The 25983-nt window shown below is 73.6% G+C and carries 21 protein-coding genes and 1 riboswitch; of the genes, 11 read left to right on the top strand and 10 right to left on the bottom strand.

Annotation, left to right across the window (positions count from 1 at the left end; all coding sequences use genetic code 11):
- Positions 1-88 precede the first annotated feature (88 nt).
- The gene (locus JAO84_RS34035; RefSeq protein WP_370416305.1) at positions 89-2923 is read right to left on the bottom strand and encodes a hypothetical protein; all 2835 of its coding nucleotides are present in this window, start codon (positions 2921-2923) and stop codon (positions 89-91) included.
- Between the two features lie 252 nt (positions 2924-3175).
- Here JAO84_RS34035 and JAO84_RS34040 point away from each other — a divergent pair, with 252 nt between their 5' ends.
- The 9 genes from JAO84_RS34040 to JAO84_RS34080 all read left to right on the top strand — a co-directional run bounded on the left by JAO84_RS34040 (position 3176) and on the right by JAO84_RS34080 (position 12514).
- Positions 3176-4171, top strand: a complete 996-nt coding sequence (locus JAO84_RS34040; RefSeq protein ID WP_370416306.1) for an aldo/keto reductase — start codon at positions 3176-3178, stop codon at positions 4169-4171.
- Between the two features lie 47 nt (positions 4172-4218).
- Entirely contained in the window at positions 4219-5691 is a 1473-nt protein-coding gene (locus tag JAO84_RS34045) for a serine/threonine-protein kinase (protein ID WP_370416307.1), read from the top strand.
- A 356-nt stretch (positions 5692-6047) separates the two neighbouring features.
- Positions 6048-6203, top strand: a riboswitch (cyclic di-AMP (ydaO/yuaA leader).
- A 3-nt stretch (positions 6204-6206) separates the two neighbouring features.
- A complete protein-coding gene (locus JAO84_RS34050; protein ID WP_370416308.1) occupies positions 6207-7073 on the top strand; it encodes a transglycosylase SLT domain-containing protein in 867 nt (288 codons plus the stop codon).
- 164 nt (positions 7074-7237) lie between these two features.
- Complete coding sequence (locus JAO84_RS34055; protein ID WP_370416309.1) at positions 7238-8050, top strand: polysaccharide deacetylase family protein; 813 nt, start codon at positions 7238-7240, stop codon at positions 8048-8050.
- 94 nt (positions 8051-8144) lie between these two features.
- Positions 8145-8507 carry a zinc ribbon domain-containing protein YjdM gene (locus tag JAO84_RS34060; RefSeq protein ID WP_370416310.1) on the top strand — a complete coding sequence of 121 codons (363 nt, stop codon included), beginning with the start codon at positions 8145-8147 and terminating at the stop codon, positions 8505-8507.
- Positions 8508-8662: 155 nt separating this feature from the next.
- A complete protein-coding gene (locus tag JAO84_RS34065) occupies positions 8663-9013 on the top strand; it encodes a metalloregulator ArsR/SmtB family transcription factor (RefSeq protein ID WP_265863522.1) in 351 nt (116 codons plus the stop codon).
- Between the two features lie 145 nt (positions 9014-9158).
- The gene (locus JAO84_RS34070; RefSeq protein WP_370416311.1) at positions 9159-9572 is read left to right on the top strand and encodes a hypothetical protein; all 414 of its coding nucleotides are present in this window, start codon (positions 9159-9161) and stop codon (positions 9570-9572) included.
- A 39-nt stretch (positions 9573-9611) separates the two neighbouring features.
- Positions 9612-10880, top strand: a complete 1269-nt coding sequence (locus JAO84_RS34075; RefSeq protein WP_370416312.1) for an MFS transporter — start codon at positions 9612-9614, stop codon at positions 10878-10880.
- A gap of 566 nt (positions 10881-11446) precedes the next feature.
- On the top strand, positions 11447-12514 hold the full coding sequence (locus JAO84_RS34080; protein WP_370416313.1) for a hypothetical protein: 1068 nt from the start codon (positions 11447-11449) through the stop codon (positions 12512-12514).
- Between the two features lie 112 nt (positions 12515-12626).
- Here JAO84_RS34080 and JAO84_RS34085 read toward each other — a convergent pair whose 3' ends face one another.
- From JAO84_RS34085 to JAO84_RS34120, 8 genes are all read right to left on the bottom strand, one after another.
- The gene (locus JAO84_RS34085) at positions 12627-14081 is read right to left on the bottom strand and encodes a cytochrome P450 (protein WP_370416314.1); all 1455 of its coding nucleotides are present in this window, start codon (positions 14079-14081) and stop codon (positions 12627-12629) included.
- Entirely contained in the window at positions 14078-14701 is a 624-nt protein-coding gene (locus tag JAO84_RS34090) for an ATP/GTP-binding protein (RefSeq protein ID WP_370416315.1), read from the bottom strand. The genes JAO84_RS34085 and JAO84_RS34090 overlap by 4 nt, the downstream gene beginning before the upstream one ends.
- Complete coding sequence (locus JAO84_RS34095) at positions 14682-15038, bottom strand: DUF742 domain-containing protein (protein ID WP_265863516.1); 357 nt, start codon at positions 15036-15038, stop codon at positions 14682-14684. Before JAO84_RS34095 ends, JAO84_RS34090 begins: the two co-directional genes overlap by 20 nt.
- On the bottom strand, positions 15035-15415 hold the full coding sequence (locus JAO84_RS34100) for a roadblock/LC7 domain-containing protein (protein WP_265863515.1): 381 nt from the start codon (positions 15413-15415) through the stop codon (positions 15035-15037). The genes JAO84_RS34095 and JAO84_RS34100 overlap by 4 nt, the downstream gene beginning before the upstream one ends.
- 29 nt (positions 15416-15444) lie before the next feature.
- Positions 15445-17100 (bottom strand): sensor histidine kinase, encoded by a 1656-nt coding sequence (locus tag JAO84_RS34105; RefSeq protein WP_370416316.1) that lies wholly within the window; start codon positions 17098-17100, stop codon positions 15445-15447.
- A 649-nt stretch (positions 17101-17749) separates the two neighbouring features.
- Positions 17750-18133, bottom strand: coding sequence for a VOC family protein (locus JAO84_RS34110; protein ID WP_370416317.1), 384 nt, complete (start codon positions 18131-18133; stop codon positions 17750-17752).
- A complete protein-coding gene (locus JAO84_RS34115) occupies positions 18084-18377 on the bottom strand; it encodes a hypothetical protein (protein WP_370416318.1) in 294 nt (97 codons plus the stop codon). The genes JAO84_RS34110 and JAO84_RS34115 overlap by 50 nt, the downstream gene beginning before the upstream one ends.
- Positions 18374-19498 (bottom strand): aryl-sulfate sulfotransferase, encoded by a 1125-nt coding sequence (locus JAO84_RS34120; RefSeq protein ID WP_370416319.1) that lies wholly within the window; start codon positions 19496-19498, stop codon positions 18374-18376. Before JAO84_RS34120 ends, JAO84_RS34115 begins: the two co-directional genes overlap by 4 nt.
- A gap of 197 nt (positions 19499-19695) precedes the next feature.
- Between JAO84_RS34120 and JAO84_RS34125 the strand changes: the two genes are divergently transcribed.
- A complete protein-coding gene (locus JAO84_RS34125) occupies positions 19696-20076 on the top strand; it encodes a helix-turn-helix domain-containing protein (protein WP_370416320.1) in 381 nt (126 codons plus the stop codon).
- A gap of 81 nt (positions 20077-20157) precedes the next feature.
- On the top strand, positions 20158-21480 hold the full coding sequence (locus JAO84_RS34130) for an MFS transporter (protein WP_370416321.1): 1323 nt from the start codon (positions 20158-20160) through the stop codon (positions 21478-21480).
- A 57-nt stretch (positions 21481-21537) separates the two neighbouring features.
- On the opposite strand, the gene JAO84_RS34135 is transcribed toward JAO84_RS34130, so the two are convergent.
- A complete protein-coding gene (locus tag JAO84_RS34135; protein ID WP_370416322.1) occupies positions 21538-25944 on the bottom strand; it encodes an amino acid adenylation domain-containing protein in 4407 nt (1468 codons plus the stop codon).
- Positions 25945-25983 lie beyond the last annotated feature (39 nt).

Below are 25983 nucleotides of genomic sequence, written 5' to 3' on the forward strand. Positions count from 1 at the left end.
GTCGTACCTGCCGTCGTACGGAAGGACGCCGGGGGCACCTCGCGAGTTGCCCCCGGCGTCCCGGCGTCCGTACGCCCCTCACACCACGCTACGAGGCGTCGCGTACGGTCCCCGTGAACTCCGCGCCCGGCACCTGCCGCCACTCGGCGTCGTACGTGAAGGGCACGCCCCGCAACGTCTCCACCGGCTCGGCGGCCCCGTCCCGCACGGTCGGCACCCGCACCTCCGTGACCGTCTCCCCGGCCGGCACGGCGAACCCCGCGTACGCGTCCGGATACTCCGGCCGGGACAACGGCCGGGCCGGATCGGGCACGGAGCCGAAGGTGTCCCGCACCCACTCCGGGTCGACGTCGGCCGTGGACAGCTCCGGCGCCCCGCCGGCCGGGGCCAGGAAGGAGACGCCGCCGAGGACATCGGCGTCGGCGGGCTGCGACAGCGTGACCCGCCACACCAGCGCCTGCCCCTCGGTGACGGCGTCGGCGACGGGCGTCACCCGCACCTCGGGCATCGGGTCGTCGTTGCGCACCGTCACACCGCCGCGGTGCGCGCCGACGACGGTGCCGCGCACGGCCTTCACGAACGCGTCGTGGCTCACCTCCCAGCCGTACCGCGTGTTCCCCTCCACCGGCACCCGCACGTCGATGTCCTGGCGCCCCGGGCGGACCGTGACCACGCGGGAGGTGAACCCGTCATTCCCGTCGGCCCCGGGCGTCGGGGTGAACAGGCGCACCTGACCACTGCCGGAGCCGGACACCGTGACCGGGACGCGGTAGGTCCGCACCCCCGAGTCGCCCTCGTCGACCGTGAGCCGCCCGACATCCACGCGCGGCAGCGGGGCCGGACGCACCGCCGGCAGACCCGGGCGGAAGCCCCAGGAGTCCACCAGCCAGGCCCGGCCCCCGGCGGTGCGCGGGGTGAGTTCGAGCGCGGCGACCTTCCTCAGGTCGAGGCGCGCCCGGACCGCCGGGGACAGCGGGACCCGGACCTCCCGCGCCCAGTACGAGGCGGTGCGTTCACTGCCCGGCAGCCCGTCCACCCGCACCCGCCCGAGCGCCGCGCGGCGGCCCGAGGCGTCGGCCACGGTCACGTCGAGCTCCGTGCCCTTGGTGTTCGGCGGCACGACCAGACGCAGGGCGAGCGACTCGGCGCCCGCGAGGGACACCGGCCGTGCCGTACGCACCGTGACCGGCGTGCCGGTACGGGTCCAGCGCAGCGCGACGGCGTCGCGGCCCGGCTCGGGCGAGGTCTCCCAGGAGGCGAAGTGCGGTGACTGCCCGCCCTCGTCGGGCGACAGGCACGAGCGCGCGGCGTCGGGGTCGATCTGCGCGCACAGCCGACCCGCGCCGGACACGGTCAGCGCCGCGCCGGTGTCGGGCGAACCCGGGACGAACGCCGGGGTGCGGCCGGCCCCGACGGCGTGCGCGAGCACCCGCGCCGGGCCCGCCGACGGCGCCCGCCGGCCGGTGCCGTCGAGCAGCGGCCGCACCCGGTCGTCGCCCGCCACGAACAGCCGGGCGGCGGCCGCGATGTAGGCGGCGCCCGCGGTCTGCTGCCGCGGGGCGGTCAGACGCGTCGGGGTGCCGGGGGAACAGACCGGGTCGGGCTGCTCCCCGTCGGACCAGAAGTCGTCCACGGCCGGCGCCTTCGCCTGGCCCGGCGTCCACTCGCTGTTGAAGAAGTTGTGGTTGGCGCCCACCACGTACACCGCGCTGTGCAGCGCCGCGCCCCGGCCGACGCCGCGCGTGGCGTCCAGATACATCTGCCCCTGCAGGTCGGACACATCGCCGTCGCAGCCGGGCAGGATCGTCATCGACGGCACGTCCGGAACCGGGTTCTGGCCGAAGATCGTCGGCCCGATGAGGACGTTGCCGCGGATCTTCCACCGCACCGGCCCCCGGTACCCGTCCTGGCTCGCGGGCGGCGCGGAGAGACTGTCGAGCGCGGCCCGGTTGACGCCCTCGCCGCCCCGCGAGTGCCCGACGAGCAGGACCCGGGACAGATCGGCGGCCGCCGCCGCCTTCCGTACCACCGCCGGTGCCTTGTCCGGGTGCGCGCCCCACTCCGCCCAGCGGGCGAGATGCTGCCGGACGAGGGAGGAACGGGCCTGCGCACCGCCGTCGTCCGCCGCGTGGTCCTGCCCGTTGACGCCGTTCGCGGACACCGACACCGTCACGTACCCCTGCGAGGCGAGCAGCCGCTGCGCCGCCCCGTACCCCTGATGACTCGGTATCGGCCGCATCCCCGCCGGGCAAGGCCACGCGCCCGAGTCCTCCTCCGTGCCCGGCTTGTAGCAGGTGCCGTGCCGGCCGTGCAGGAACAGCGCCACCGGCCGCTTCCCCGGCGCACCGGCCGGCGCCGTCACGGCGGCGCGCATCTCGACGGGCTCGGGGAAGCCGGGCAGCCGGACGTCCTTCAGCGCGTACTCGCCGGACACGGTGCGGTACGGGCCGGGTACGCCGGGATCCACCGGGTTGGCCGGCAGCGGTGCCTCCGGAGCCGGGGGAACTGCGGGCGCCTTCGGCGGCCGCAGGCGGGGCGCGAGGGACGGCGCCCCGGCGGCGTCCAGCCGCCGCCCGCCCGCCGTCACGCTCAACCGCGCCCCGCCGTCGACCCGTTGATCCCCGTGCCGCAGCCGGAACGACCGCCCGTCCGCAGCGGCCTCCGGATACCCGAGCAGCCTTCCGTCGGCCCGGAACTCCACCCGGGCATCGCCCATCGGCACGGCCTCCCCGGCCGTCCTCCACACCAACTCCCGCCCGGCGCCGGACCCGACGACCCGCCACCCCTCGGGCAGCCCCGCCGCGGCGGATCCCGCGACCCCGGTCTTGGCGGGATCCGGTTGTGCGTACGCGAGCCCCGGCGACACGCCCGCCAGGGCCACCAGCGTCACGGCGGTGGTCACGCCGCGTGTGACACGTATCAAAGCGCTCTTCCTCACGATCTCGTTCTCGTCCAGCACGCCTACGGGCGCCCTGCGTTCCCCCGGGGCACCCCTCTTGACCCCGGAGGACGGGGGAGGGAGAGACGGGGTTGCCCGGCGGGGGAGGGGTGGCCGGTTCTGGTGCCTGGTGGCGGAGGCGGGGTCGCTCACCGGCCGGTTCCCGCGGCGCGGTTAGGGTCGGGGATACGGGTCGGCGCGCCGCCGTCGTCCGCGGACCAGCGAAGGGACACCGTCATGCCGGCCGACGCCGCCACGTCTTCCGCCCCCGGCGGGCCGCTCGCGCGGTTCGGGCTCGGGACCGCCGCCGTGGGGCGGCCCGGGTACATCACGCTCGGGCGGGAGCTCGACCTCCCCGGGGACCGGAGTGTCGCGGCGCTCCGGGAGCGGACGCACGCGCTCCTGGACGCCGCCTACGCCGCGGGCGTGCGGTACTTCGACACGGCGAGGTCGTACGGGCGGGCCGAGGAGTTCCTGGCCGGATGGCTGGACGCGCGGCCGGAGGCGGCCGGTGCGGTGCGGGTCGGCAGCAAGTGGGGGTACACGTACACCGCCGGCTGGCGGACCTCCGGCGTCGCCGCGCACGAGGTCAAGGAGCACTCGGTGGCGGTGTTCGAGCGGCAGATCGAGGAGACCCGGGCGCTGCTCGGCCGGCACCTCGACGTGTACCTGGTGCACTCGGTCACCCCGGACAGCCCCGCGCTCTCCGACCCCGCCCTGCACGCCCGGCTCGCGGAACTCGCCGACGAGGGCGTACGCGTGGGCCTTTCCACCAGCGGCCCGGCGCAGGCCGACACGATCCGCGCCGCCCTCGGCGTGAGCGTGGCCGGGCGGCCGCTCTTCACGGCCGTGCAGTCCACCTGGAACGTGCTCGAACCCTCCGCCGGCCCGGCGCTCGCCGAAGCGCACGACGCGGGATGGCTGGTGGTCGTCAAGGAGGCCATGGCGAACGGCCGGCTCGCCGGACGCAACGCCACCGGCCCCGACACGGCCGCGCTCCGCGCCGTCGCCGCCCGCACCGGAGCCGGCGGCGACGCCGTCGCCCTCGCGGCGGTGACCGCCCGCCCCTGGGCCGACATCGTGCTCTCCGGCGCGGCCACCGAGGCTCAGCTCGCCTCCAACCTCACCGCCGCCGGACTCGCCCTCGACACAAGGGACTTGGCCGAGCTCGACACCCTCGCCGAACCGCCCGCCGCCTACTGGAGCCGGCGCGCCGACCTCGCCTGGTCCTGACGCCCGACCCGGCTGCCCGCCCGGCCCCGATGGGGCATGATGCTCGCATGGTGACGGGGGAGGCGCCTGGATCGGCCGCGGCCGAGGGGCGGTTGATCGGTGACCGCTACCGGCTCGACGAGCCGCTCGGCTCGGGCGGCATGGGCACGGTGTGGGCCGGACACGACCTCCTCGTACACCGCGAGGTCGCCGTGAAGGAGGCCCGCACGGCCCGCGACCCGGCGCGTGTCGAACGCGTGCTGCGCGAGGCACGGGCCGCGGCGCGCGTGAACCACCCCTCCGTGGTGACGGTCCACGACGTGGTCATGGAGGACGGGCACCCCTGGATCGTCATGGAGCGGGTGCGCGGCGAGTCGCTCGCCGATCGCCTCGACCGGGACGGCGCGCTGCCGGAACGCGAGGCCGCCCGCATCGCCCTGCACCTCGCCGAGGCGCTGACGGCCGCCCACGACCGGGGCGTGCTGCACCGGGACGTGAAGCCCGCGAACGTCCTCCTCGCCGACGACGGCCGCGTCGTCCTCACCGACTTCGGCATCGCGTACATCGCGGGCGAGGAATCCCTCACCCGCTCCGGCGAGTTCATCGGCTCGCTCGCCTACACCGCGCCCGAGCGGATGGGCGGCCGCCGCCCCGCCCCCGCCTCCGACCTGTGGTCGCTCGGCGTCCTGGTCTACGAGATGACCGAGGGCCGCTCGCCCTTCCGGCGCGACTCGATGGAGGGCACGGTCGCCGCCGTCCTCACCGACGCACCCCCTCCGCCGCGCCGCGCGGACGCGCTCGCCCCCGTCGTCCTCGCCCTGCTCGCCAAGGACCCGGAGGAGCGGCCGACGGCCGACGCGGTGACGGCACGCCTGCGGGCGGTGACCGAACCGCCGCCGGAGGCGGAGGAGAAGAGGCAGCCGCCCCCGGTACGAAGGAAGACGTGGGCGGCCGTCGCGGCCGCCGCCGTGCTGGTGTCCCTCGGCGCCTGGGCGGTCACCCACTGGGCCGACCGGCCCGACCGCGACGGCGCCTCGGGCCCCGCCACGCCGACCAGCACGGCCTCGCCCTCCTCCTCACCCTCCTCCGCACCCGGCTACGTCCAGGTCCGGGAGCCCGGCTTCCGGGCCGAGGTACCCGCCGGCTGGACCGCGCACCCGCGCAACGCCCAGGGCCAGTACCGCTACACCCAGGGCGCCTTCGAGATCGTCATCGTCCCCGGCCGCGACCTGGCCTCCCGCTTCTCCGCCGACCCCCTCGCCTACCAGCGGGACCACGAGCCGGAGCTGCGGCCCTGGCGTGACTCCAGCTGGTCCTACGCCAGCGGGATGACGCTGACCCGGATCGCGGGTGCGAGCTCCGCGATCGGCACCTTCAACTGGGCCGACGACGGGGACCACGAGCGGCTCGCCGCCAACGCCGCGCTTCTGATCGGCGGCCGCTATCACCTGGTCATCGTGCTCGGCCCGGTGGACCGCGGCGAGGCGATCGAGCAGTACCACGCGCACGTCCGGGCGAGCTACGAGGCCGCGGGCGGATGACCGGCGGCCCTACAGGTGTGCAAAACGGGCGATGTCCGGTTATTGCATTGCAATGCCGGAATGCCGAAGTGGTGACCGAAGGGGGTTATTCGGCGGGAAAGGCAGGAGCGCGGCGCAGGGTGATGTGAGTCACCCCGCACCGGTCGTGGGGAGGGGTTCCGGAAGACTGCCGTAGCGTCAGGAACGGCCGGGCGGAAAAGGGTTGGGGCGAAGCTCCCGGGCGAGCGGAATGATCCTTTTGAATTCCCCCGCAGATCAATTCCGCGTGAGGAATTCCCTCCTTGTTTTCGATATTTGTCTTCGCATACGGTCACCCCGAAACCGGACGGAAACGCCGAATCCTGCCGCCGCCCGGTCGACCGCACTCACCACACTTCCGGCAGGAGCGGGGGACCCAGGTTTGCCGCCGGTCCCGGTCTCCGGGGACGGCTCGGGGTGAAGCCGCGCGCAGCGCGGCCGGGCATCTCCTGCCCGAACCCGACAGCTCACCTCGCAGGCGAAGGAGAGGACTCGCCATGCGTGGACCCGGCAAGCACCGCCGCCCGAAGAACGCCCCGCTCGCCCGCGGCATCGCCGCCGTCGGCCTCACCGGCAGCGCCGCCCTCGCCCTGCCCCTGGCCGGAGCCGCCACCGCCGGCGCGGCCACCCCGACCGCCACCGCATCTGCCGTCGCAGTGGCAAAGCAGACGCTTCAGATTGCGCCCGCCGCGACCCCGTCGGCCGTGAAGTCCGGGCCGGTGAAGTATTCCGTCGTGGCCGGTGACTCGCTGTCGAAGATCGCTCACGAGCACGGGGTGCGGGGTGGCTGGAAGAAGCTCTACAAGGACAACCGCCGGGTCGTCGGCGACGACCCGCGCCTGATCCACCCGGGCCAGCAGCTCTCCGTCGCCGGCACCGCCACCCGTACCGCCGCGAAGACCGCCGCCAAGGCCGCCACCGGTACGAGCGGCGCCGCCGCCTCGGCCCCCGCGAAGGCCGTCCAGCCGAAGGCGGTCCAGGCCGTCGCGACCTCGGCCGGTTCCGCCCCGGCCGGCTCCGCCACCTCCGCGGGCTACACGTACGCCGACAACCTCGAGGGCTGGATCCGCGAGTCCCTCGACATCATGGCTCGCGAAGGCATCCCCGGCAGCTTCGACGGCATCTACCGCAACATCATGCGCGAGTCCTCCGGCAACCCGCGGGCCATCAACAACTGGGACTCCAACGCCGTCGCCGGCACCCCGTCCAAGGGCCTCCTCCAGGTGATCGACCCCACCTTCAGCGCCTACCACGTGGCCGGCACCTCCTTCGACCCGTACGACCCGGTCGCCAACATCACCGCGGCCTGCAACTACGCCGCCGACCGCTACGGCTCCATCGACAACGTCTTCGGCGCCTACTGACGGACCGTCGCCCGCGGGTGCCGCGCACGGCACCCGCGGGCACGTCAAGGCGGCCTCGCCCACCCGGCGCACATTCCTCACCCGATCAGGTGAAACCTTCTCGGCCGTTCCTCCGTCCTCTCCTCCGGGAGCCGTCGGGACGAACACGGGGAGTGGGGCATCACATGGGGCAGAAGAAGAAGTACACGCCGCAGATAGCCGCGGTCGCTTCGGCGGTCGCGCTGAGTCTGGCCGCCTGGGGGGCCGCCGTGTTGACGGACACGGAGGCGGAGGCGCGTGACGGGGCAGGCGCGGGGGCGCAGCACGAGCAGCGTGTACCGCCCACCCAGGACGGCAAGGCCCCGGAGCCGGTGAAGCCGGCGAAGGTCCCGGAGAGCATCGCGCACGCCACCGAGGCGGGCGGGAAGTCGGTGAACATCACCATCGACGACGGCCCCGACCCGAACTGGACGCCCCAGATGCTCGACATCCTCAAGGAGAACGGCGTCAAGGCCACGTTCTGCATGGTCGGGCCGCGCGCCAAGGAGTACCCGACGCTCGTGAAGCGGGTCGTCGCCGAGGGCCACCGGCTCTGCGACCACACCATGGACCACGACACCACCATGGACAAGAAGCCGGTCGCGTACCAGAAGCAGCAGATCCTCGACGCCAAGCGGCTGATCGAGGAGGCGGCCGGCGGCGCGAAGATCGACTACTACCGCGCACCGGGCGGCGCCTTCACCCCGGACAGCCGGAAGATCGCCGCGGCCGAGGGCATGCGGCCGCTCGGCTGGAACGTGGACACCAAGGACTTCGAGCGCCCCGGCACCGCGGCGATCGTCGGCGCCGTGAAGAACGAGCTGTCCAACGGCCCGACGATCCTCTTCCACGACGGCGGCGGCGACCGCAGCCAGACCGTGGAAGCCCTCCGCCAGGTCCTCCCCTGGCTCAAGCAGCAGGGTCACCCGACCAGCTTCCCGGTCCGCACCGCCCCCTGACCGGGGCCGATGCCGCCTCCTCGGCCCGGTGGCTCACCCCACCGGGCGGGTTGCCGATTTTCGCAATTCATTCGGCTGCTCATAGAATCGAGGGGTGAACGAGAACCTTCCCCCGTGCCCCGAGTGCTCCGGCGTCTACACCTACGAGATGGGCTCGCTGCTCGTCTGCCCCGAATGCGGCCACGAGTGGTCGGCCTCCGCCGGTGAGGCCGGCACTGACGACGCCGCAGGCGGCGAGAAGGTCATCCGGGACGCCGTCGGCAATGTCCTCGCCGACGGCGACACGGTGACCGTGGTCAAGACCCTCAAGGTGAAGGGCAGCCCCAGCGGCATCAAGGCCGGCACCAAGGTCCGCAACATCCGTCTCGTCGACGGTGTCGACGGCCACGACATCGACTGCAAGGTCGACGGCTTCGGCCCGATGCAGCTGAAGTCCAGCGTGGTGAAGAAGGCCTGACCGCCGAGGGCGTTCATCGGGACGCCGCGAAGGCGCGAGGATAGCCCCATGACGAAGAGTTCTGACTGCACACGATCGACGTGGCGAGGGAGCGAGCGGCCGGGCGCGTACGCGTACGCGTCGGCGGCGCTCCCCGGGAAGGGGCGGTGGGCACCATGAGCGCGCCGCTCTACCAGCTGAAGGCGGAATTCTTCAAGACGCTCGGCCACCCCGTGCGGATCCGCGTCCTGGAGCTGCTCAGCCAGCGGGAGCACGCGGTCTCGGAGATGCTGGCCGAGGTCGGCGTCGAGCCCGCGCACCTCTCCCAGCAGCTCGCCGTGCTGCGCCGCGCCAACCTGGTCGTGGCGCGCCGCGAGGGCTCGGCGGTCCACTACACGCTGACCGACCCGCAGGTCGCGGAGCTCCTGGTGGTCGCCCGCTCGATCCTGTCCGGCGTCCTCGCCGGCCAGGCCGAGCTCCTCGCCGACCTCCGCGCCAGCGGAACGGCGATCGCGCCGCCCGAGTAGCGCCGGGAAGCCCGCGCAGCCGGGGAAGCCTGAGCAGCCGGGAAATCCCGGGCGGCCGGGCAGGCCGGGCAACCCCGAGCCGCCGCGAAGAGCCCTGCCGCAGCACCGGCCACCGACGACGGACCCGTTGTCAGTGGCCGGTGCCATGCTGGCCCCCGTGACGATCACCTGGAATCTTCTCGATCTCGACGGCGCCCTGCGCGCCTCCTGGGCCGCCGACACCAGCTCGCCCGACTACCGGACCGAATGGGCGCCGGACAATCCCGCCTGGGGCCACTGCGACATCACCGCCCTGATCGTGAACGACCTCTTCGGCGGCGACCTGGTGGTCGGCGAGGTCCACCTGGACGGCGAGCAGCATGGCTACCACTGGTGGAACCGCCTCCCCAACGGCGTCGAACTCGACCTGACCCGGGAACAGTTCCTCCGGGGCGAGCTCGTCAGCGCCGCGCGCGTCGTCGAACGGCCCCCGGGCCCGCTGCCCCGTCGCTGGGACGAGTACCTGCTGCTCCGCACCCGGGTCGCCGCTCGCCTCGGGGAGTTGCCCGAGCCCGCGTAGGCCCGTTGGGCGCACCGGCACCCTGTTAGCCTCACCGTCATGATCACGACAGGAATCGGGAAGCGCTTACGCGGCGGGGCGGAATCCGGTCCGCAACGGGCTCTGATCATCTCCAGTTTCGTCAGCAGGGTCGGCAACGGGCTCTTCAACACCGCCGCCGTCCTCTACTTCACTCTCGTCGTGCACCTGCCCGCCGCCCAGGTGGGAGCGGGCCTGACCATCGCCGGACTCTGCGGCCTGGCGGCAGGCGTACCGGCGGGCAATCTGGCCGACCGGTACGGTCCGCGGGTCGTCTCGCTGATCGCCCAGGCCGTGCTGGCCCTCACCATGGCGTCCTTCGTCCTCATCGACAGCTGGCTCGCCTTCACCCTCGTCGCCACCCTGGACCGGCTGGCCGCCACGGCCGGCGGCGCGGCGGGCGGTGCGCTCGTCGCCCGCGTCGGCGGCGAGCGGCCCGCCGCCTTCCGGGCCCGGCTCCGGACCTACGTCAACCTCGGCGTCGTCGTCGGCACCCTGGGCGCGGCCGTCGCCCTCCAGATCGACACCCGTGCCGCCTACACCGCGCTGATCCTCGCCAACGCCGCCAGCTTCGCCCTCGCCGGACTGATCGTGCTGATCGGCGTCCCGAACTACCGGCCCCTGCCCAAGCCCGAGGCCCACCGTCAGTGGAGCGTCCTCGCCGACCGGCCGTACATGTCCTTCGTCGCGCTCTACAGCGCCATGGGCCTGCAGTACCAGACCGTCTCCCTTCTTCTGCCGATCTGGCTCGCCGCCCACACCGACGCACCACGCTGGACCGTGGCCGCGGTCTACGCGGTCAACAGCGGGGTCTGCGTGCTGCTCCAGAGCCGCCTCGGTTCCAAGGTCGAGACCCCGCACCAGGGCGGCCGCGCCCTCCGCCGCGCCGGACTCCTCTTCCTCGTCAGCTGTCCGCTGATGGCGCTGACCGCCGACGTCCCCGTGTGGGTCGCATCGGCCCTCGCCGTCCTCGCCGTGTGCCTCCACAGCATCGGCGAGGTGTGGGAGTCGTCCGGCGGCTACGCCCTCGGCTTCGGCCTCGCCCCCGACCACGCCCAGGGCCAGTACCAGGGCCTCCTCGGCATCGGCTTCAACGCGGGCCAGGCCCTCGCCCCGCTGATCCTGACCGGAGCGGTCCTCGCCCTCGGCCACACCGGATGGTTCCTCCTCGCCCTCTTCTTCGCGGCCCTGGGCATGGCCGGGCCCCCGGTCGCCGCCTGGGCCGAACGGACCCGTCCCGCCCCACCGGCCGAGAACACCGCGTCCCCGCGGGCCGAGGCCGAGCGCTGAGGCGGCACCGGCGACGCGGCCGGGGCGAACGCGGGTTCGGACCGGGCCCCCGACCCTTGGCCTTCACCGGCGCGCGCCCCCGTGCGCCCGCCATCGCGCCCGCCCGTACGCCCGCTGGCGCCGTCCCGGCGGAGGGTGTAGAGCCGCCGGCGGCACCGGAGGGGCCCGTGTGGCGCCCCGTTCGTCACGGGTGCCCCGCGCGCCGACGCCTGGCACAGAGAACGCACACAGAACGAGCAGCTTCGGGCCCCTCGCTATCAAGGGCGAGCGGAATAAAGCCACTTGGGGTTGTAGTTCGGCCAAGGTGGGCAGGTTTGGGGTTCAGGACCTGGGGAAGGGTCCGGCGTCAGTGACTGACATTGCCCGTGGCAGTGGCAGTTGCCAGTGGCGGCGGAGAGCGGTCCGGTGGGGCGGAAGGAGCAGGAGTGTGCCGCGGCGCGCCGCGGTGTCGCAGCGCGTCCCTCCGGGGGATGCCATGCCGCCGCGGACCGGGCGCCCCGAGGTGAGAACGACGCGATGGTGGTCCGCACAGTGGAACGGACCGGAGAACGAAGGAGGTTGGTCCCATGACAGTGCGTGCCGTCGAGCTCCCCGAGCTGTGGATGCCCCACCCGGTGCGGGTGAACCCGTATCTGCCGGGTCTGCGCGCGGAGACCGAGACCTGGGCGCGCGAGATGGGGATGCTGCACGGCGAGGGAAGGCTGAGAACGTACGAGGGGATATGGACGCGGTCCCAGTTCCACGCCATGACCGTGGACCAGCTGACCGCCTGGTGTCTGCCCGACGCCTCACCGGCCGATCTGCGGCTGAACCACCGGTTCAACATCTGGGCGCTCGCCTGGGACGACTATTTCGCCAACGCCTTCAAACGGACCGGTGATCTCCCCGGCGCACTCGCCTTCACCGCCCGGCTGCACGATTTTCTGCGCCCCGAGATCCCGGCCCGTCTGCCGTATCCGGAGAACGCCGTGGAACGCGGAATCGCCGACCTCCAGGCGCAGTTCTTCCCGCCCCGCCTCGCCCACTGGCGGCTGGAATTCAACCGGGCCCTCGCGAAATACATCGACGCGGGAGTGACGGAACTCGCCAACAGCCTCGCCGGCCGCGTTCCGAGCCTCATCGAATACGCGCCGTTCCGCCGCGAGAGCTTCGCCGCGCACACCGCGCCCTATTCCGTCGAACTCTCCACCCGCGCGCGAATACCGGAGGCGATCCGCGACAGCGGCACCGTCCGCGGTCTGCTCGACGCCTTCATGGACTTCATGGGCCTCGCCAACGACCTCGCCTCCTACGAACGGGAGGTCCACGAGGAGCACGACGTCAACAACCTGGTCGTCGTCATCGGCGAGTCCCTCGGACTGCCCCTCCACGACGCCGTGCCCGCCTCCGTCCACCTGGTCAACTCCCGCCTCCGCGACTTCGAGTACCTGCGGACGCACGACCTCCCGCTGCTCGTACGGCAGTCGGGACTGCACCCCGACGAGCGCGACGAGCTCGACGCCTGGCTGGCGGGCGCGTGCGGGTTCCTCTCCGGGCTCCACGCCTGGTACACCGGGGCGCCCCGCTACGTACCCGCCGACCCCACCGTTCCGGAACAGCGGAGCCTCGACGAGCGGTACCCGCCGGGCGCGTGAGAGCACGGCGCAGGAGCGCCCGTACGCGCCCGTACGCGCCCGGACACGCCGGAGGGGGCGCCGGCACCCGTGTGCCGACACCCCCTCCGTACTCCGGAGACCGCGGGAATCCCTAGCGGCGGGAGAGCAGCCGCCGCAGCCGCGCCCACCACGATGCCGGGGCCGCCGCCGGGCGCTGCTCCGGGACCGGCGGCGCGGTCTCGGGCCACAGGCCGGGCGCCGGCATCCCGCTGCTCTGCGTCGGCGGCGCCGGCAGCGGCGCCGGCAGGTCCTGCGCCCGCGGCTGCCGGGGCGCGAACCGCACCGGAAGCGCCGTCAGATGCCGGGCCCAGGTGGAGGAACGCCAGGACAGTTCCTCCTCCGGCACCGCGAGGGCGATGTCCGGCAGCCGGGTCAGCAGGATGTCGATGCCGGTGTCGGCGATGATGCGGCCGATGTCCTGGCCGGGGCACTCGTGGCTGCCCGCGCTGAAGGACAGGTGCGCCCGGTTGTGGTGCACCGGCGTCGCCGGATCCGGCCGGATCGTCTCGTCGACATTGCCGGCGGCCAGGCCGAGCAGCAGCATGTCGCCCGCCTTGATCTGCTGCCCGCCGAGGGTGGTGTCGCCGTTGGCCCAGCGGCCCGGGCACACCATCAGCGGCGGCTCGTCCCACAGCACCTGCTCGACGGCCTCCGGCAGCGTCATCTGACCGCCGGCCAACGAACCGCGGAAGCGATGGTCGGTGACCACCATCCGCAGCACGTTGGACATCAGGTTGGCCGTCGTCTCGTACCCGGCGAGCAGGATCAGCCGCAGGTGGTGCATCACCTCCTCGTCGGTGAGCCCGGCCGGGTGGGCGAGCAGCGCGGAAGCGATGTCGTGCCCCGGCCGCGAGCGCTTGGTGACGACCAGCTCCTCCAGGGCCTTCAGGACGAAGGCGTTGCTGGCGAGCGAGGTCTCGGTCGCCTTGAACAGGTCGCGCGCGGCGTGCACCAGCTCCGGGCCGGACTCGTCCGACATGCCGAGGAGGTGGATGAGGGTGAGCATCGGCAGATGCTCGGTGAACTGGTTGACCAGCTCCGACTCGCCGCTCTCGCAGAACCCGTCGATCAGCTGGTGGGCGAAGCGGGTGATGTGACGGCGCAGTCCGCGGTGGTCGAACTGGTCGAGGCCCGCCGTGACCGCCCCGCGCAGCCGCTGGTGGTCCTCGCCGTCGGCGCACACGCAGTCCGGCCGCCAGCCGATCATGGGGATGAGCGGCGAGGTGGCGGGGTCGATCTCGCCGCTGCGCCAGCCGTGCCAGACCCGCGGATCGCGCGAGTACTGGGTGGCGCGGGTGGCGACGTCGCGGTTCTCGGTGTAGCCGAGGACGAGCCAGGCGCGCACGTCGCCGTCGAGCAGGACGGGCGCGACCGTTCCGTGCGCGGCGCGCAGCTTCTCGTACAGACCCATCGGGTCGGTGGCCGCGGTGGGGCCGTACAGCCGGGTGGTGCCGTCGGGGCCGGTGGCCGCCGCGTGCGCCGGGCAGCCCGGCGGCGGCAGGAGGTCGGTCTCCGGGCCGGCGTGTTCGGAGGGCGGGACGGTCATACGGGGGTCTCCTGGGCGGCGAGGGTGCACAGGTAGACCATCAGCGAGAGCAGCGCGTCACGGCAGGACGCCCGGTCGCGGGCGTCGCAGGTGACGATGGGGACGGACTCGCCGAGGGCCAGCGCAGTGCGCAGTTCGGGCAGGGGGTACTGCGGGGCTTCGGGGAAGGTGTTGACCGCCACGACGAAGGGGACACGACGGTCCTCGAGACGGGTGATGACCTCGAAGCACACCTCGATCCGGCGAGTGTCGACGAGGACGACCGCGCCGAGCGCGCCTTCGAAGATCCCGTTCCACAGGAACCAGAAGCGTTCCTGGCCCGGGGTCCCGAAGAGATAGAGGACCAGCTCCTCGTTGATGCTGATCCGTCCGAAGTCCATCGCGACGGTGGTGGTGCTCTTGCCCGCGGCGCCGGGGTTGTTGTCGATCCCGACACCCGCCTGGGTCATGTTCTCCTCGGTGGTCAGCGGCTTGATCTCGCTGACCGCCCCGACCATGGTGGTCTTGCCGACGCCGAAGCCGCCGACGACCACGACCTTGACTCCCCGGGCGCCGTGCGGCAGCAGCACGTCGGTGCCGCGCGGGCCGGCCAGGGAGGCCTCAGAGCTTGCGTAGTCCATGGATCACCGCCTCCAACAGGCCGCGTTCGGGAAATGCCGCGACGGGCACGGGTGCGATGGCTTCCACACGTTCGTCCTCGACGAGTTGGGACAGGAGCACGGTGACGACACTGAACGGGAGGCTGAGGTACGCCGACACCTCGGCGACCGACAGCGGGTACTGACACATGGTGAGGATGGCGGCGGTCTCGGGCTGCATCGAAGGCTCGGGAGAGGACCGCGACGCGATCAGGGTCACCAGGTTGAACGCCTTCTCCCCGGAGCCCTGGCCGCCGGTGATGACGTAGAGCGGAACGGGAGTGCCTTCGTCCCAAGGGCCTTTGCGCTCTGATGTCACATCGCCTGCCGCACGTCATCACGGGGGGGACTCGTCATGTGCTGACCGATCCGCACCACCAGGGTCCGCATCCGGTCGCCGAGCAGCCCCGCGTCCACCTCCTCGTCGGCCAGGACCGCGAGGTACGCGCCGGGGCCGGCCGCCATGAGGGAGAAGTAGCCGCCGTCGGCCTCGATCCCGACCATCCGTGTCGAGCCGTCGCCGTGCGGGAACATCTGCGCGATGGCCTTGGCCAGGCTCTGGATGCCGGAACAGGCGGCCGCGATCGCGTCGGCGGTGTCCGGGGTGGTGTTGGCCTGGCCGATGCACAGGCCGTCCGAGGAGAGGACGACCACGTGGCGCACGTACGGAACGCTGCCCACGAGCTCCGTGAGCATCCAGTCAATGTTGGGCAGTGGCTGCATGGTTACTCGACCTCATCTGACGGATCGCTGTGGGGAGTGGAGGGATCGGCGGCCGTCCGCTTCTCGCCGTTGAACGCCTCCCACATCAGGCCCGGCTGGCGCGGCGTGCCGTTGCGCCGGGGGAGGGCCGGCGCCTCCGGGGGAGTGCTGCCCGTGCGGACGACCGGGGTGGGGACGGGCGACGCGCGGCGGCGCTGCGGGAGCCCGTTGACGGTCTTGCCGGGCTCGCCGACGTCGGTGGCGCCGGAGTCCGCCGAGGCCGTGAACGGCGCGGTGGTGAACGGCGCGGAGGACGGCACGGAGGGCGACGGGGAGGGAGCGGCGGGGGCCTGCGACGACGCCGTGGGGGCGGCGTGACGCGCGGTGGAGGCCGGAGCGGGCGCGGGCGCGGGTGTGCGCGCGGGCGCCGGTACGGACGCGCGCTCGGGCATCGGATCCGGCGCGGGCGGAATGATGGTGGGAGGCGGCGGAGGCGTCGGGAAGCCCGGGCCGCCGGAGCGCTTCCGGTGGTTCTCGTGGGGGGCTCTCATGACAGGCTGGGGCACCGTGGTGATCAGGCGTCGGGGTACGAGGATGACGGCCCGCACACCGCCGTACGCGGAGGTGCGCAGGTCCACCTCGCAGCCGTGCTCGCGCGCCAGCCGGCTCACGACGGGCAGACCGAGCTGGGTGACCTCGCCGAGACCCGCCAGGAAGATGCCGGTGGCCGACTGCGTCATGACGCGGTCGATGCGCTGCCGGACCTCCTCGGTCAGGCCGACGCCGCGGTCCTCGATCTCGATCGCGATGCCGGAGGGCACCTCGCTCGCGGTGACCTCCACCGGGGTGTGCGGCGGCGAGAAGGTCGTGGCGTTGTCGAGGAGTTCGGCGAGCAGGTGGATCAGCGGCTCGGCGCCGGGGCCGATCACGGCCACCTCGGTCACCGCCTGCAGCCGCACGCGGGGGTAGTCGACGATACGGGACATGGCGCCGCGCAGGACGTCGTAGAGCGGGATCGCCTTCGACCACTGGCGGCCGGGCCGGGCGTCGCCGAGCACGGCGATGCTGGCCGCGAGGCGGCCGATCAGCGCGTTGCGGTGGTCGATGTCCTGCAGACCGCGCGAGACGACGATGTCCGTGCCGTGCAGGATCTGCATCGCGTGCAGGTCCTTGGCGAGCTGGTGCACGATCGCCTGGACGCGGCGGGCGACGGCGACGAGCGCGCGCTGGGACGAGTCACGGGTGCTCTCCTCGGCCTCGACGGCCTCCAGGAGAGTGCGCAGGGCGCCCTTCAGCGCCTCGGTGAACTCGTCGTCGAGGTGGTCGCCGAAGGAGACGGACTGCATGATGTCCGACGCGCTCTCGCCCTTCTGCAGCCGGGCCACGGCCGCGGGGAGCAGCTCGTCGGCCATCCACCGGGTGGTGGACCGCTGGTCCGCGAGGCGGCCGAGCAGCGCGGCTTCGCGCCGGGCGTAGTACTCCCGCGCCTCGGTGGCCGCCTGGGTCCGGCGGGCCGAGTCGCTCGTACGGAGCCGGCGCATCGTCACGGCCGAGGTGACGGCCGTGAGGGCGACGGCCACCAGGCCGTACCAGGCGAGCGACGACCGTATCTGCGCGGAGGAGAAGAACAGCCCTATGGCGAGGACGCCGGCCAGGGCCCCGGGGGGAATGAGCCACACCGGTGCCGCGTTCCGCGGCCTGGCTCTGGAAGTCGAAGCTGCACGAACCATCAAAGGGTCCCTCAACAGACGGAAATGAGCGGACTAATGAACGAGGGGAACGAATGAGCTGGCAAAGGGTGTGCGAGCGGAAGAGAGTGCTGCGACCGACTGATGGGCTTTTCGTTTCGCGGCCGGTTTTCGTCCGTGGCCGATTCCGCGCCCTTTTCCGCACGCGTGACTCTGTGTGAGCGCGTCGCAACACATGTGGGGAGCATAGTCAGTTCGGGATTGGCATGTGCCCCGGATGGAGCGGAAGCCTCCATCGATCCGTCCGGACCGATAAAGGGAAAGAAACTCGAACTGAAAATGTCATCAGGCGATCAAAAATGATCGCGGTGGTGGCATGGATGTGCGTGCCGTACGGCACGGGACGGCGTCGGGGCGGGCCGGGCGCGGGCAAGGGGGGCGCACGGGGGTGGGGCGGGGCGTGCGGGGGTGATCGGGCGGTGGGGCGAGCCGATGGGGCCGGTGGGCGAGGAGAGGCGATCGGGTGTTCGGGGCGGGTGCGGGTGTGCCGCGCCGGTCGCCGGCGGCCGCCTCCCGGCCGGGACGGCCGCGGGGAGACGAAGGGGATGAGGGGGAGAGGGGAAGGGCGCGGGACGAGGGGTCAGGACGGCGTCGCGGCCCGGTCGGACGCGCTGCGCAGCACGCAGAACTCGTTGCCCTCGGGGTCGGCGAGGACCGCCCAGCCGGAGCCGTCGGGATTCCGGTGGTCCCCGACGAAGCCGGCGCCGAGCGCGAGCAGGCGCTCCACCTCCTGGTCGCGCGAGGTCTCCGGGCGCAGACACAGATGGATCCGGTTCTTGACCGTCTTCGGCTCGGGCACCTGGTTGAAGTACAGCACCGGCCCCTCCGCGAGCATCACCTGGACCTCCCGGTCACCCGGCCGGTCGTCCGGATGCAGCGGACAGCCGGTCGCCGCGCTCCAGAACCGGGCCAGCTCATAGGCGTCCGCACAGTCGATCGCCACGTTCTGCACTACCGAAACCATGGGCGCGAGCCTTCCCGATTTCCGGCTCGGACGCCACTGTCTCCGCCTTCGCCTTCGACGTGTGCCCCAGCAACGCGGTCAGCAGGACGGCGGTCAGGGTGCCGGCGACCAGGAAGACGGTGGAGACGGGCGCGGCGATCATCGGCAGGAGGTGCTGGGCCGCGAGCGGCGCCAGCCGCCGCAAGGGGATCCGCTCGTCGACCGCGTCGGCGGCGGTACGGGGCGTGCCCGGGGTGTCCGTCATGCCCCGGCCGCCAGCCACGGGATGTCCTGGGCGGCGTAACGGTAGGCGCGGAAGACCGCGTTGGGCTCGGACGGGAAGAGACCGCGGACCTCGTTCTCGCGGTAGGCGGCGAAGTGCGGGACCACGTACTCCCAGCACAGGAAGCCGTCGCGGGTCACTTCGAAGAGGCGCCCGGAGGGGGAGTCGGTGACGAGCGTGTTCCCGTTCGGCAGCCGCTGCGCCGAGCCCATGAAGGGCGCGAAGAAGAACTCGCGGGCCGGGTCGTGGTACTCCCACACGACCTCGCCGCTCGCCCGGTCGAGCTCGACGACGCGCGAGTACGGCACGTCGTGCCCGGGCCGGAAGACGCCGTTGTCGAAGACGAGGAGCCGCCCGTCGGCGAGTTCGGTCGGCGCGTGCTGTTGGCTGACGCTGCCGGGGCGGCTGCGCCAGAGGATCTCGCCGGTCTCGCGGCTGATCACGACGACCGCGGACACGCTGCGCAGACTGGCCAGCACGTTGCCGTCGCGCAGCGGGGTCACGCTGTTGATCAGAGGCCAGTGCTCGCGGGCGTACGCCTCGTGCAGCGGGAACTCGCTGCGGTCGAGATGCTCGGCGGCCCGCCAGGACCAGCGGAGCTCGCCGTCCGGACCGACCTCGCGGAGGGTGTCGGCCCATACGGTGCCGCCCGCGGCCTCGGAGCCGGGCACCCCGCCCCGTACCGCCGCCGCGTCCGCGCCCGTGAGCGGTTCGAGGGCGGAGTAGAGGATGCGGCCGTCGTCGAGGTGGTGGGCGTCGTGGTGCTGGAGCGGGTCGCGGTGCTCGCGCAGCACCGTGCCGTCCGGCGCGGCCCGGAGCAGCACGCCGCCCCGGTACTTGTGCCACATCGGGAAGAGGGCGGGCTCGCCGGGGAGCACGCCGTTGAAGGCGAGCGTCCCGTCGGCGAGGAGGCGGGCGTGCCGGCCGGGGCGGTACGGCAGGTTCCACCGGTGGACGGTGCGTCCGTGGAGGTCGACGAGATACACCTCGCCGCTGCCGGTGAGGGGTGCGTAGAGAGTGAGGCCGGGGAAGGCGGCGGTCTCGTCGAGGGCGATCAGGCCGGTGGGGCGGCGGCGCCGTGAGTTCTGGTCGACCGTGGGCATGGCGGAGCTCCCGTCGGAGGCGGTGGAGGGGCGGCGCCCACCATCAAACTTTCTTTGATGAGAGCAACCGGCTTTGAAACTAGGAGCCTCGCGTGACGGGCGTGTGTCGGGAGTACGAAACCGTCCCGGGGGCGGCGGGAGACAGCCGCGTAAGGTGCTTGGGAAGGCATCCGAGTGAGGTGGGGGGGGCGACGGCGATGGTGGCCGAGGGCGGCGCGAGGACGCCGAGGGTCGGCGCGGCCGTGCGCCGGCGGCGGCGCGCGCTCGACCTGACCCTCGCCGAGGTGGCGGCACGCAGCGGCCTCTCCTCGCCCTTCCTCAGCCAGATCGAGAACGACCGGGCGCGCCCCGGCATGCGTTCGCTGCAGCGGATCGCGGACGCCCTGGACACCACGGCGGTACGGCTCCTCGCCGCCTCCGACGAGTCCCGTACGGTCGACCTGGTGCGCGCGGACGACGCCAGCGGCCTGCGGGGCGACGCCCTGGGCAGGGTCCGGCACCGCTGGCGCACCACCGCACCCGGCACCCGGGTCCTGGTGGTGGCGGTGGCCGACCACATGGAGGTCCTCGGCCCCTGAGCGCGAGCCGGGTCGAGTCGGCTGCGGGGGCGAACCGCCGGCCGGTGCGTACGAGGCCCGTCCGGCGGGCAGAGCGTGATCATGACAGACACACCTTCGGTCCCGTCCGCCACACCCGTCGCAGAGACGACACGTGCCCAGGCGCCCCCGACCGCACGCCCGTTACGCCAGCTGCTCGCCGCCTCCGTCGGCAACGCCGTCGAGTGGTACGACTGGTACGCGTACACCTTCCTGGCCGCCTACCTCGCCCGCCAGGTCTTCCCGCCCGGCACCGGCAACTCCCTCGTCCCGCTGCTCTCCACCTTCGCGGTCTTCGCCGTCGGATTCTTCATGCGGCCCGTCGGCGGCCTGCTCATGGGCGCCGTCGCCGACCGGCGCGGCCGGCGCACCGCGCTCACCGTCACCATCCTCCTGATGGGCGCCAGCAGCCTGCTCGTCGCCCTCACCCCCACCTACGCCGCCGCCGGAGTCCTCGCCCCGGTCGTGCTCGTGACCGCCCGGCTGCTCCAGGGCCTCTCGGTGGGCGGGGAGTTCGCGGCCTCCACGACCTTCCTGGTGGAGTCCGCGGGGCCCGGCCGGCGCGGCCTCTTCTCCTCCTTCCAGTACGTCTCCACCTCCGTCGGCCAGCTCGCCGCCTCCGGCGCGGCCGCGCTGCTCGTCGCCGTCCTGTCCGAGTCCGCCATGGACGGCTGGGGCTGGCGGGTGCCGTTCCTGCTCGGCGCCGTGCTCAGCCTGGCCGGCTTCTGGATCCGGCGCGGCGCCGAGGAGACCCGCGCCGAGCGGCCCGCGGACGAACGCCGCCCCGGACTCCTCGACGCGCTCCGGTACCACCCCCGCGCCTCGCTCCTGATCGGCGGCATCACCGCGGGCGGCACCCTCGCGTACTACACCTGGACCTCCTACCTGCCGACCTACGCCGAGCTCAACACCGGCATCGCCAAGGAGGACGCCCTGCTCGCGGGCACCCTGTCGCTCGCCTTCTTCGCGCTCCTCCAGCCGGTCGGCGGCCTGGTGTCCGACCGCTTCGGCCGCAAGCCCACCCTGCTCTTCTTCGGTCTGGGCTTCGCCGTCCTCGTCGTCCCGCTGCTCCGCGCGCTCGACGGCTCCTTCCTCACCCTGCTCCTCGTCCAGTGCGCCGGCATGGTGCTCCTCACCGGCTTCACCTCCATCTCGGCCGCCGTCAACGCGGAGACCTTCCCCGCCCGCGTCCGCGCCGCCGGCATCGGCTTCCCGTACTCCCTCACCGTCGCCCTGTTCGGCGGCACCGCCCCGTACGTCGGCACCCTCCTCAAGGAGTTGGACCGCCCGCACCTCTTCCCCTGGTACGTCGCGGCCCTCTGCCTCGTCTCGTCCGCGGTCTATCTGCGCCTGCCGGAGACGGCGCACAAGCCCCTCGACCGCTGACCGTTGAGCCCGGCCGCTGGCCGCTGACCGCTGAGCAGTGACGGACTCCCGCGCGGACTACGCGCCCGGTGCGCCCGGCTCCGGCAGCCAGCCGGTGCGGGTGAACCAGGCGGCGCTGCGGGCGACGAGTGCGGCGCCGTCGCCCGGGCGGACCACGTCGGTGCCCGCGAGCAGGGCGTCGGCGGCGGAGGCGTCGAAGCGGAGCGTGCCCTCCGAACCTCCGCCGGTGAGCTCCTCGGCGAGCGTGCCGAGGAGCGGGAAGGCGGGGTTGTCCGGATCCCGGCCGATCCGGCGCAGCCACTCCCGGGGTTCGACGGCCGGCAGCCGGTGGCCCATGCCGCGCAGCACGTCGAGCGCGTCGTCGAGGCGGGTGAGCCGCCCGGCGGCCAGGTGGAAGGTGCGGCCGGCCGCCTCGGGCCGGAGGGACAGCGCGACGACGGCGTCGGCGACGTGGTCCACCGGCACCAGGTCGAACGCGGTGTCCACACCGGCCGGAGCGGCCTGCGCCCGGACGCAGCCCTTGAGGAGCAGCCACAGATAGTCACCGGTCTGACAGGCCCCGGTGCGGCTGTGCCCGGTGATCCGGGTCGGCCGGTGGACGGTGACGGGCAGGGCGCGGGACCGGGCGGCCTCGACGAGCCGTTCGGCCACCCACTTGCTCCGGGTGTAGCCGTGCCGCAGGGCGCCGGGCGGACCGGTCGGGTGCCCGGGGCCGACGGAGAGCTCGCCGCGACCCGTGTACACGCCCACGGTGGAGACATGGTGTACGGGCACACTGCGGTGCAGGGCCGCGAGCCGGAGGATCCGGGCCGTGCCGTCGACGGTGGCTGCCTTCAGGTGTTCGTACGGGGAGACGAGGTTCACCGCCGCGCCGACGTGGTAGACCGCGTCCGTCCGGCGGGCCAGTTCGTCGAAGGCGCCCGGCGGCAGACCCAGGCCGGGTTCGGCCAGATCGCCGTGGACGACCGTGAGCCGCCGCTCGCAGGAGGCGTCCCAGAGCCCGTAGCGCCGCAGCGCGGAACGCAGCCGACCGGCCGCCTGCTCCTGGTCCCGACCGCGCACCAGGCAGTGCACCCGGGCCCGGGTGCGGTCGAGGAGGGCGCGGACGGTGAAGGCGCCGAGGAACCCGGTCGCTCCGGTCACCAGCACCTCGCGCGGATCGGGCACCACCCGCAGGGTCTCGGCGGCCGGGACGATGTCGGCCGGCAGTTCCGTGTCGGCACCGGGATCGAAGCCCGCGCCGGCGGCCGCACGCCCCGTGTCCTCTCCGGCGAGTTCGGCGAGCTCGGCGATGCCCGCGACGGTCGGGGCGAGCGTCAGGGCGCCCAACGGGACGGTCGTGCCCAGCTCCTGATGGATCCGCAGCACCAGCCGCGTGGCGAGCAGCGAATGCCCGCCCAGGGCGAAGAAGTCGTCGTCCGCGCCCACCCGGGCGCACCCGAGGAGCTCCTGGAACAGCCGGGCGATCCGGCGTTCCGTGGCGGTTCCCGGGGCTCTGAAGGTGTCGTGCGTCCGCGTCTCCGGGGCGTCGGGCGGCGGCAGCGCCGCCCGGTCCAGCTTGCCGCTCGCCGTCAGGGGGAAGCGCTCCACGGGCATGAACACGGCCGGCACCAGGGGGTCCGGAAGCCGCCGCGCCACCGAGCGGCGCAACGGGCCGGGCCGCAGGGCGACCTGTGCGGACGGGCGGTAGTAGGCGATCAGCCGCGTTCCGGCCGGCGGGGCGTCGGTCCGGGCCACGACCACGGCGTCGGCGACTCCGGGCACGGCCCGGACCGCGGCGGCCACCTCCCCGGGCTCCACCCGGAACCCGCGGACCTTGACCTGCTCGTCCCGGCGGCCCAGGAACTGGATCCGTCCGTCCGGCAGATGCCTGGCCAGATCGCCGGTGCGGTAGAGGACGCCGGACGGGCGGTAGGGGTCCGGCACGAACTTCCGCGCGGTCAGCTCCGGGTCCCCCGGATATCCGGAGGCCGGCGCACGGCCTCCGACACAGATCTCCCCGGTCGAACCCACGGGACAGAGCCGCTGCCGGTCGTCGAGCAGCAGCACCCGGGTGCCGGGCAGCGGCCGGCCGATCGACGGCAGTTCGGGCCAGCCGGCCGGGTCGGGGCCGAGGCGCTCCGCGGTGACGACATGCGTCTCGGAAGGCCCGTACTGGTTCTCGAGCACGGCCCGGGGAGCGAGCGAGCGGAAGAACTCCCGGAGCGCGGGCGTCGCGTGCAGCTGCTCGCCGGCGGTGACGACCTCCCTGAGCGTCGCGGCCGGACGTCCGGTGGCACAGGCGTGCTCGGCGAGCTGCTGGAGGGCCACGAACGGCAGGAAGACCCGCTCGATCCGTTCGGCTGCCAGGAGTTCGAGGAGCCGGGCCGGGTCGCGCCGGTCCTCGTCGTCCGCGACGACGAGGGTGCCGCCGGACGCCAGCGTGGCGAACAGCTCCTGGAAGGCGACGTCGAAGCCGGGCGCGGCGAACTGGAGGGTCCGGGTGCCGGGCCCCGCCGGCGAGCGCTCCCGCTGCCAGGCAAGGAGATTGGCAAGCGACCGGTGCGGCACGGCCACCGCCTTCGGCCGGCCGGTGGAGCCGGAGGTGTACACGACATAGGCCGGGTCCTCGGACGTCACGACGGGGCGGCGAACGGGCCGCGGCCATGCTGCCGGCTCCGACGGCGGCTCGGACGGCGGGTCGGCCGCCGGGTCCGGGAACACCGGCACCGCCGTCACACCGGGCGGCAGCAGCCCGGCCGACTCCGGCCCCACCACCGCGACGCCGACACCGCTGTCGGCCGCCATCAGGGCGAGCCGGCCGGCGGGCAGCGCCGGATCGAGGGGCAGACAGGCACGGCCCGCCTTGAGGACGCCGAGGACCGCGATCACCGCTTCCGGGCCGCGCCGCACACAGACCCCGACGGGCGTGCCGACGGCCGTGTCGTGCGCCGCAAGCCGGTCCGCCACCGCCTCCGCCGCCCGCTCAAGGGCGGCGTAGTCGAGGACCCGGCCCCGGTGCACCACCGCCGGTACCCCGGGCGTACGGGCGGCCTGCGCGGCCACGCACTCGTGCGCGAGCGGCTGCGGACCGGCCGGGACGGGCCCGGGCGCCCAGTCGTCGAGCAGCAGCCGGCGCTCGCCGACGGGCAGCACGTCCAAGTCCCGTAGCGGACGGTCGGGGCGGGCCAGGGCATCGGTGAGCAGCGTGCGCAGCCGCTCCGCGAGGCGGTGGGCGGTGGCGCGGTCGAACAGGTCGGTGGAGTACTCCAGGAAGCCGCGGAAGCCGTCCCCTTCGGGTATCAGCTGCAGGAACACGTCGTACTTGGCGGTCCCCGCGTGCGGGTACAGCCGCTCGGCGCTGATGCCCGGCAGATCCGGCGCGGACGCCGGGGCGGCGTCGTCGAGGCCGAGGACGACCTGGAAGAGCGGGAAGCGGCCCGGGGTGCGCTCGGCGCCCAGTTCGCGGACCAGATGGGAGTGCGGGATGCCGCGGTGCCGCAGCGCGCCCCAGGCCTGCTCCTTGGCCCGGGCGGCGAGTTCGGCGAAGCACAGGCCGTCCGGCACGCGCAGCCGCAGCGGCATCACATCGGCCAGACAGCCGATCATCGGTTCCAGCGCCTCCTCGTCCCGGCGGGAGACCGGGGTGCCGAGCACCACGTCGTCCTGCCCGGAGAGCCGGGCGAGCAGCGCGCCCAGCGCCGCGGCCAGCACCGTGAAGGGGGTGCTCCGCGTCCTGCGGGCGAAGGCCCGGACCGCGGCCCCGGTCCCGGCGTCCAGGGCGAACTCGATCCGGTCCCCCCGCGTGCCGGGCGCCGCCGGCCGGGGCCGGTCGGGCGGGAAGGAGGATTCCGGCGGCGCTCCGCGCAGGGTCTCCCGCCAGTACGCGAGGGAGTCCGCGCGGGTCTCGCCGTACGTCCGGCGCTGGCGCAGCGCGTACGGGCCGAACTGCAGCGGGAGCTGGGGGAGTCCGGGGTCCCGGCCGGACAGCGCGGCCCGGTAGCGGGCGCCGAACTCGGCGCCGATCAGACCGAGGGACCAGCCGTCGATCACGGCGTGGTGGAGCGCCAGGACGAGGACGGCGTCGTCCTCCGCGACCCGCAGGAGGGTGGCCCGCGGCTGTGTCCCGCGGTCGAGGAGTACGGGTCGGGTCGCCGCCGCCCGTACGGCCGCCGGCAGGTCCCGCGCGGCCACCCGCCGGACGTCCAGGCCGATCGGGGAGGGCGGCGACACCGTCTGCCGCGGCTCTCCGTCGACGAGGGCCAGCCGGCTGCGCAGGGCCTCGTGCCGGGCCACGATCCCGGTGAGGGCGCACCGGACGGCACGGGCGTCGACCGGGGCTCCGCGCAGCCGGTGGGCCCAGGACTCGAGATAGCGGGACGGGCCTTCGTGGAACTGGTCGTTGAGCCAGATCGACTCCTGCTCGAACGACATCGGGTAGCCGGGCGGGAGGCCGCCCCCGTCCCGGACGTGCTGCTCGTCCACGGGCTGGGCTCCTCCTCCGGACGTCCTGGCGCGATGTCC

The sequence above is a fragment of the Streptomyces fradiae genome (assembly GCF_041270065.1).
Lineage (GTDB): Bacteria > Actinomycetota > Actinomycetes > Streptomycetales > Streptomycetaceae > Streptomyces.

What these genes read in the sequence shown, in the direction of transcription:
- JAO84_RS34040 (WP_370416306.1), top strand. Translation starts at nt 3,176, where the DNA reads ATGCCGGCCGACGCCGCCACGTCTTCCGCCCCCGGCGGGCCGCTCGCG.
- JAO84_RS34045 (WP_370416307.1), top strand. Translation starts at nt 4,219, where the DNA reads ATGGTGACGGGGGAGGCGCCTGGATCGGCCGCGGCCGAGGGGCGGTTG.
- JAO84_RS34050 (WP_370416308.1), top strand. Translation starts at nt 6,207, where the DNA reads ATGCGTGGACCCGGCAAGCACCGCCGCCCGAAGAACGCCCCGCTCGCC.
- JAO84_RS34055 (WP_370416309.1), top strand. Translation starts at nt 7,238, where the DNA reads ATGGGGCAGAAGAAGAAGTACACGCCGCAGATAGCCGCGGTCGCTTCG.
- JAO84_RS34065 (WP_265863522.1), top strand. Translation starts at nt 8,663, where the DNA reads ATGAGCGCGCCGCTCTACCAGCTGAAGGCGGAATTCTTCAAGACGCTC.
- JAO84_RS34070 (WP_370416311.1), top strand. Translation starts at nt 9,159, where the DNA reads ATGCTGGCCCCCGTGACGATCACCTGGAATCTTCTCGATCTCGACGGC.
- JAO84_RS34075 (WP_370416312.1), top strand. Translation starts at nt 9,612, where the DNA reads ATGATCACGACAGGAATCGGGAAGCGCTTACGCGGCGGGGCGGAATCC.
- JAO84_RS34080 (WP_370416313.1), top strand. Translation starts at nt 11,447, where the DNA reads ATGACAGTGCGTGCCGTCGAGCTCCCCGAGCTGTGGATGCCCCACCCG.
- JAO84_RS34085 (WP_370416314.1), bottom strand. Translation starts at nt 14,081, where the DNA reads ATGACCGTCCCGCCCTCCGAACACGCCGGCCCGGAGACCGACCTCCTG.
- JAO84_RS34090 (WP_370416315.1), bottom strand. Translation starts at nt 14,701, where the DNA reads ATGGACTACGCAAGCTCTGAGGCCTCCCTGGCCGGCCCGCGCGGCACC.
- JAO84_RS34100 (WP_265863515.1), bottom strand. Translation starts at nt 15,415, where the DNA reads ATGCTCACGGAGCTCGTGGGCAGCGTTCCGTACGTGCGCCACGTGGTC.
- JAO84_RS34110 (WP_370416317.1), bottom strand. Translation starts at nt 18,133, where the DNA reads ATGGTTTCGGTAGTGCAGAACGTGGCGATCGACTGTGCGGACGCCTAT.
- JAO84_RS34115 (WP_370416318.1), bottom strand. Translation starts at nt 18,377, where the DNA reads ATGACGGACACCCCGGGCACGCCCCGTACCGCCGCCGACGCGGTCGAC.
- JAO84_RS34120 (WP_370416319.1), bottom strand. Translation starts at nt 19,498, where the DNA reads ATGCCCACGGTCGACCAGAACTCACGGCGCCGCCGCCCCACCGGCCTG.
- JAO84_RS34125 (WP_370416320.1), top strand. Translation starts at nt 19,696, where the DNA reads ATGGTGGCCGAGGGCGGCGCGAGGACGCCGAGGGTCGGCGCGGCCGTG.
- JAO84_RS34130 (WP_370416321.1), top strand. Translation starts at nt 20,158, where the DNA reads ATGACAGACACACCTTCGGTCCCGTCCGCCACACCCGTCGCAGAGACG.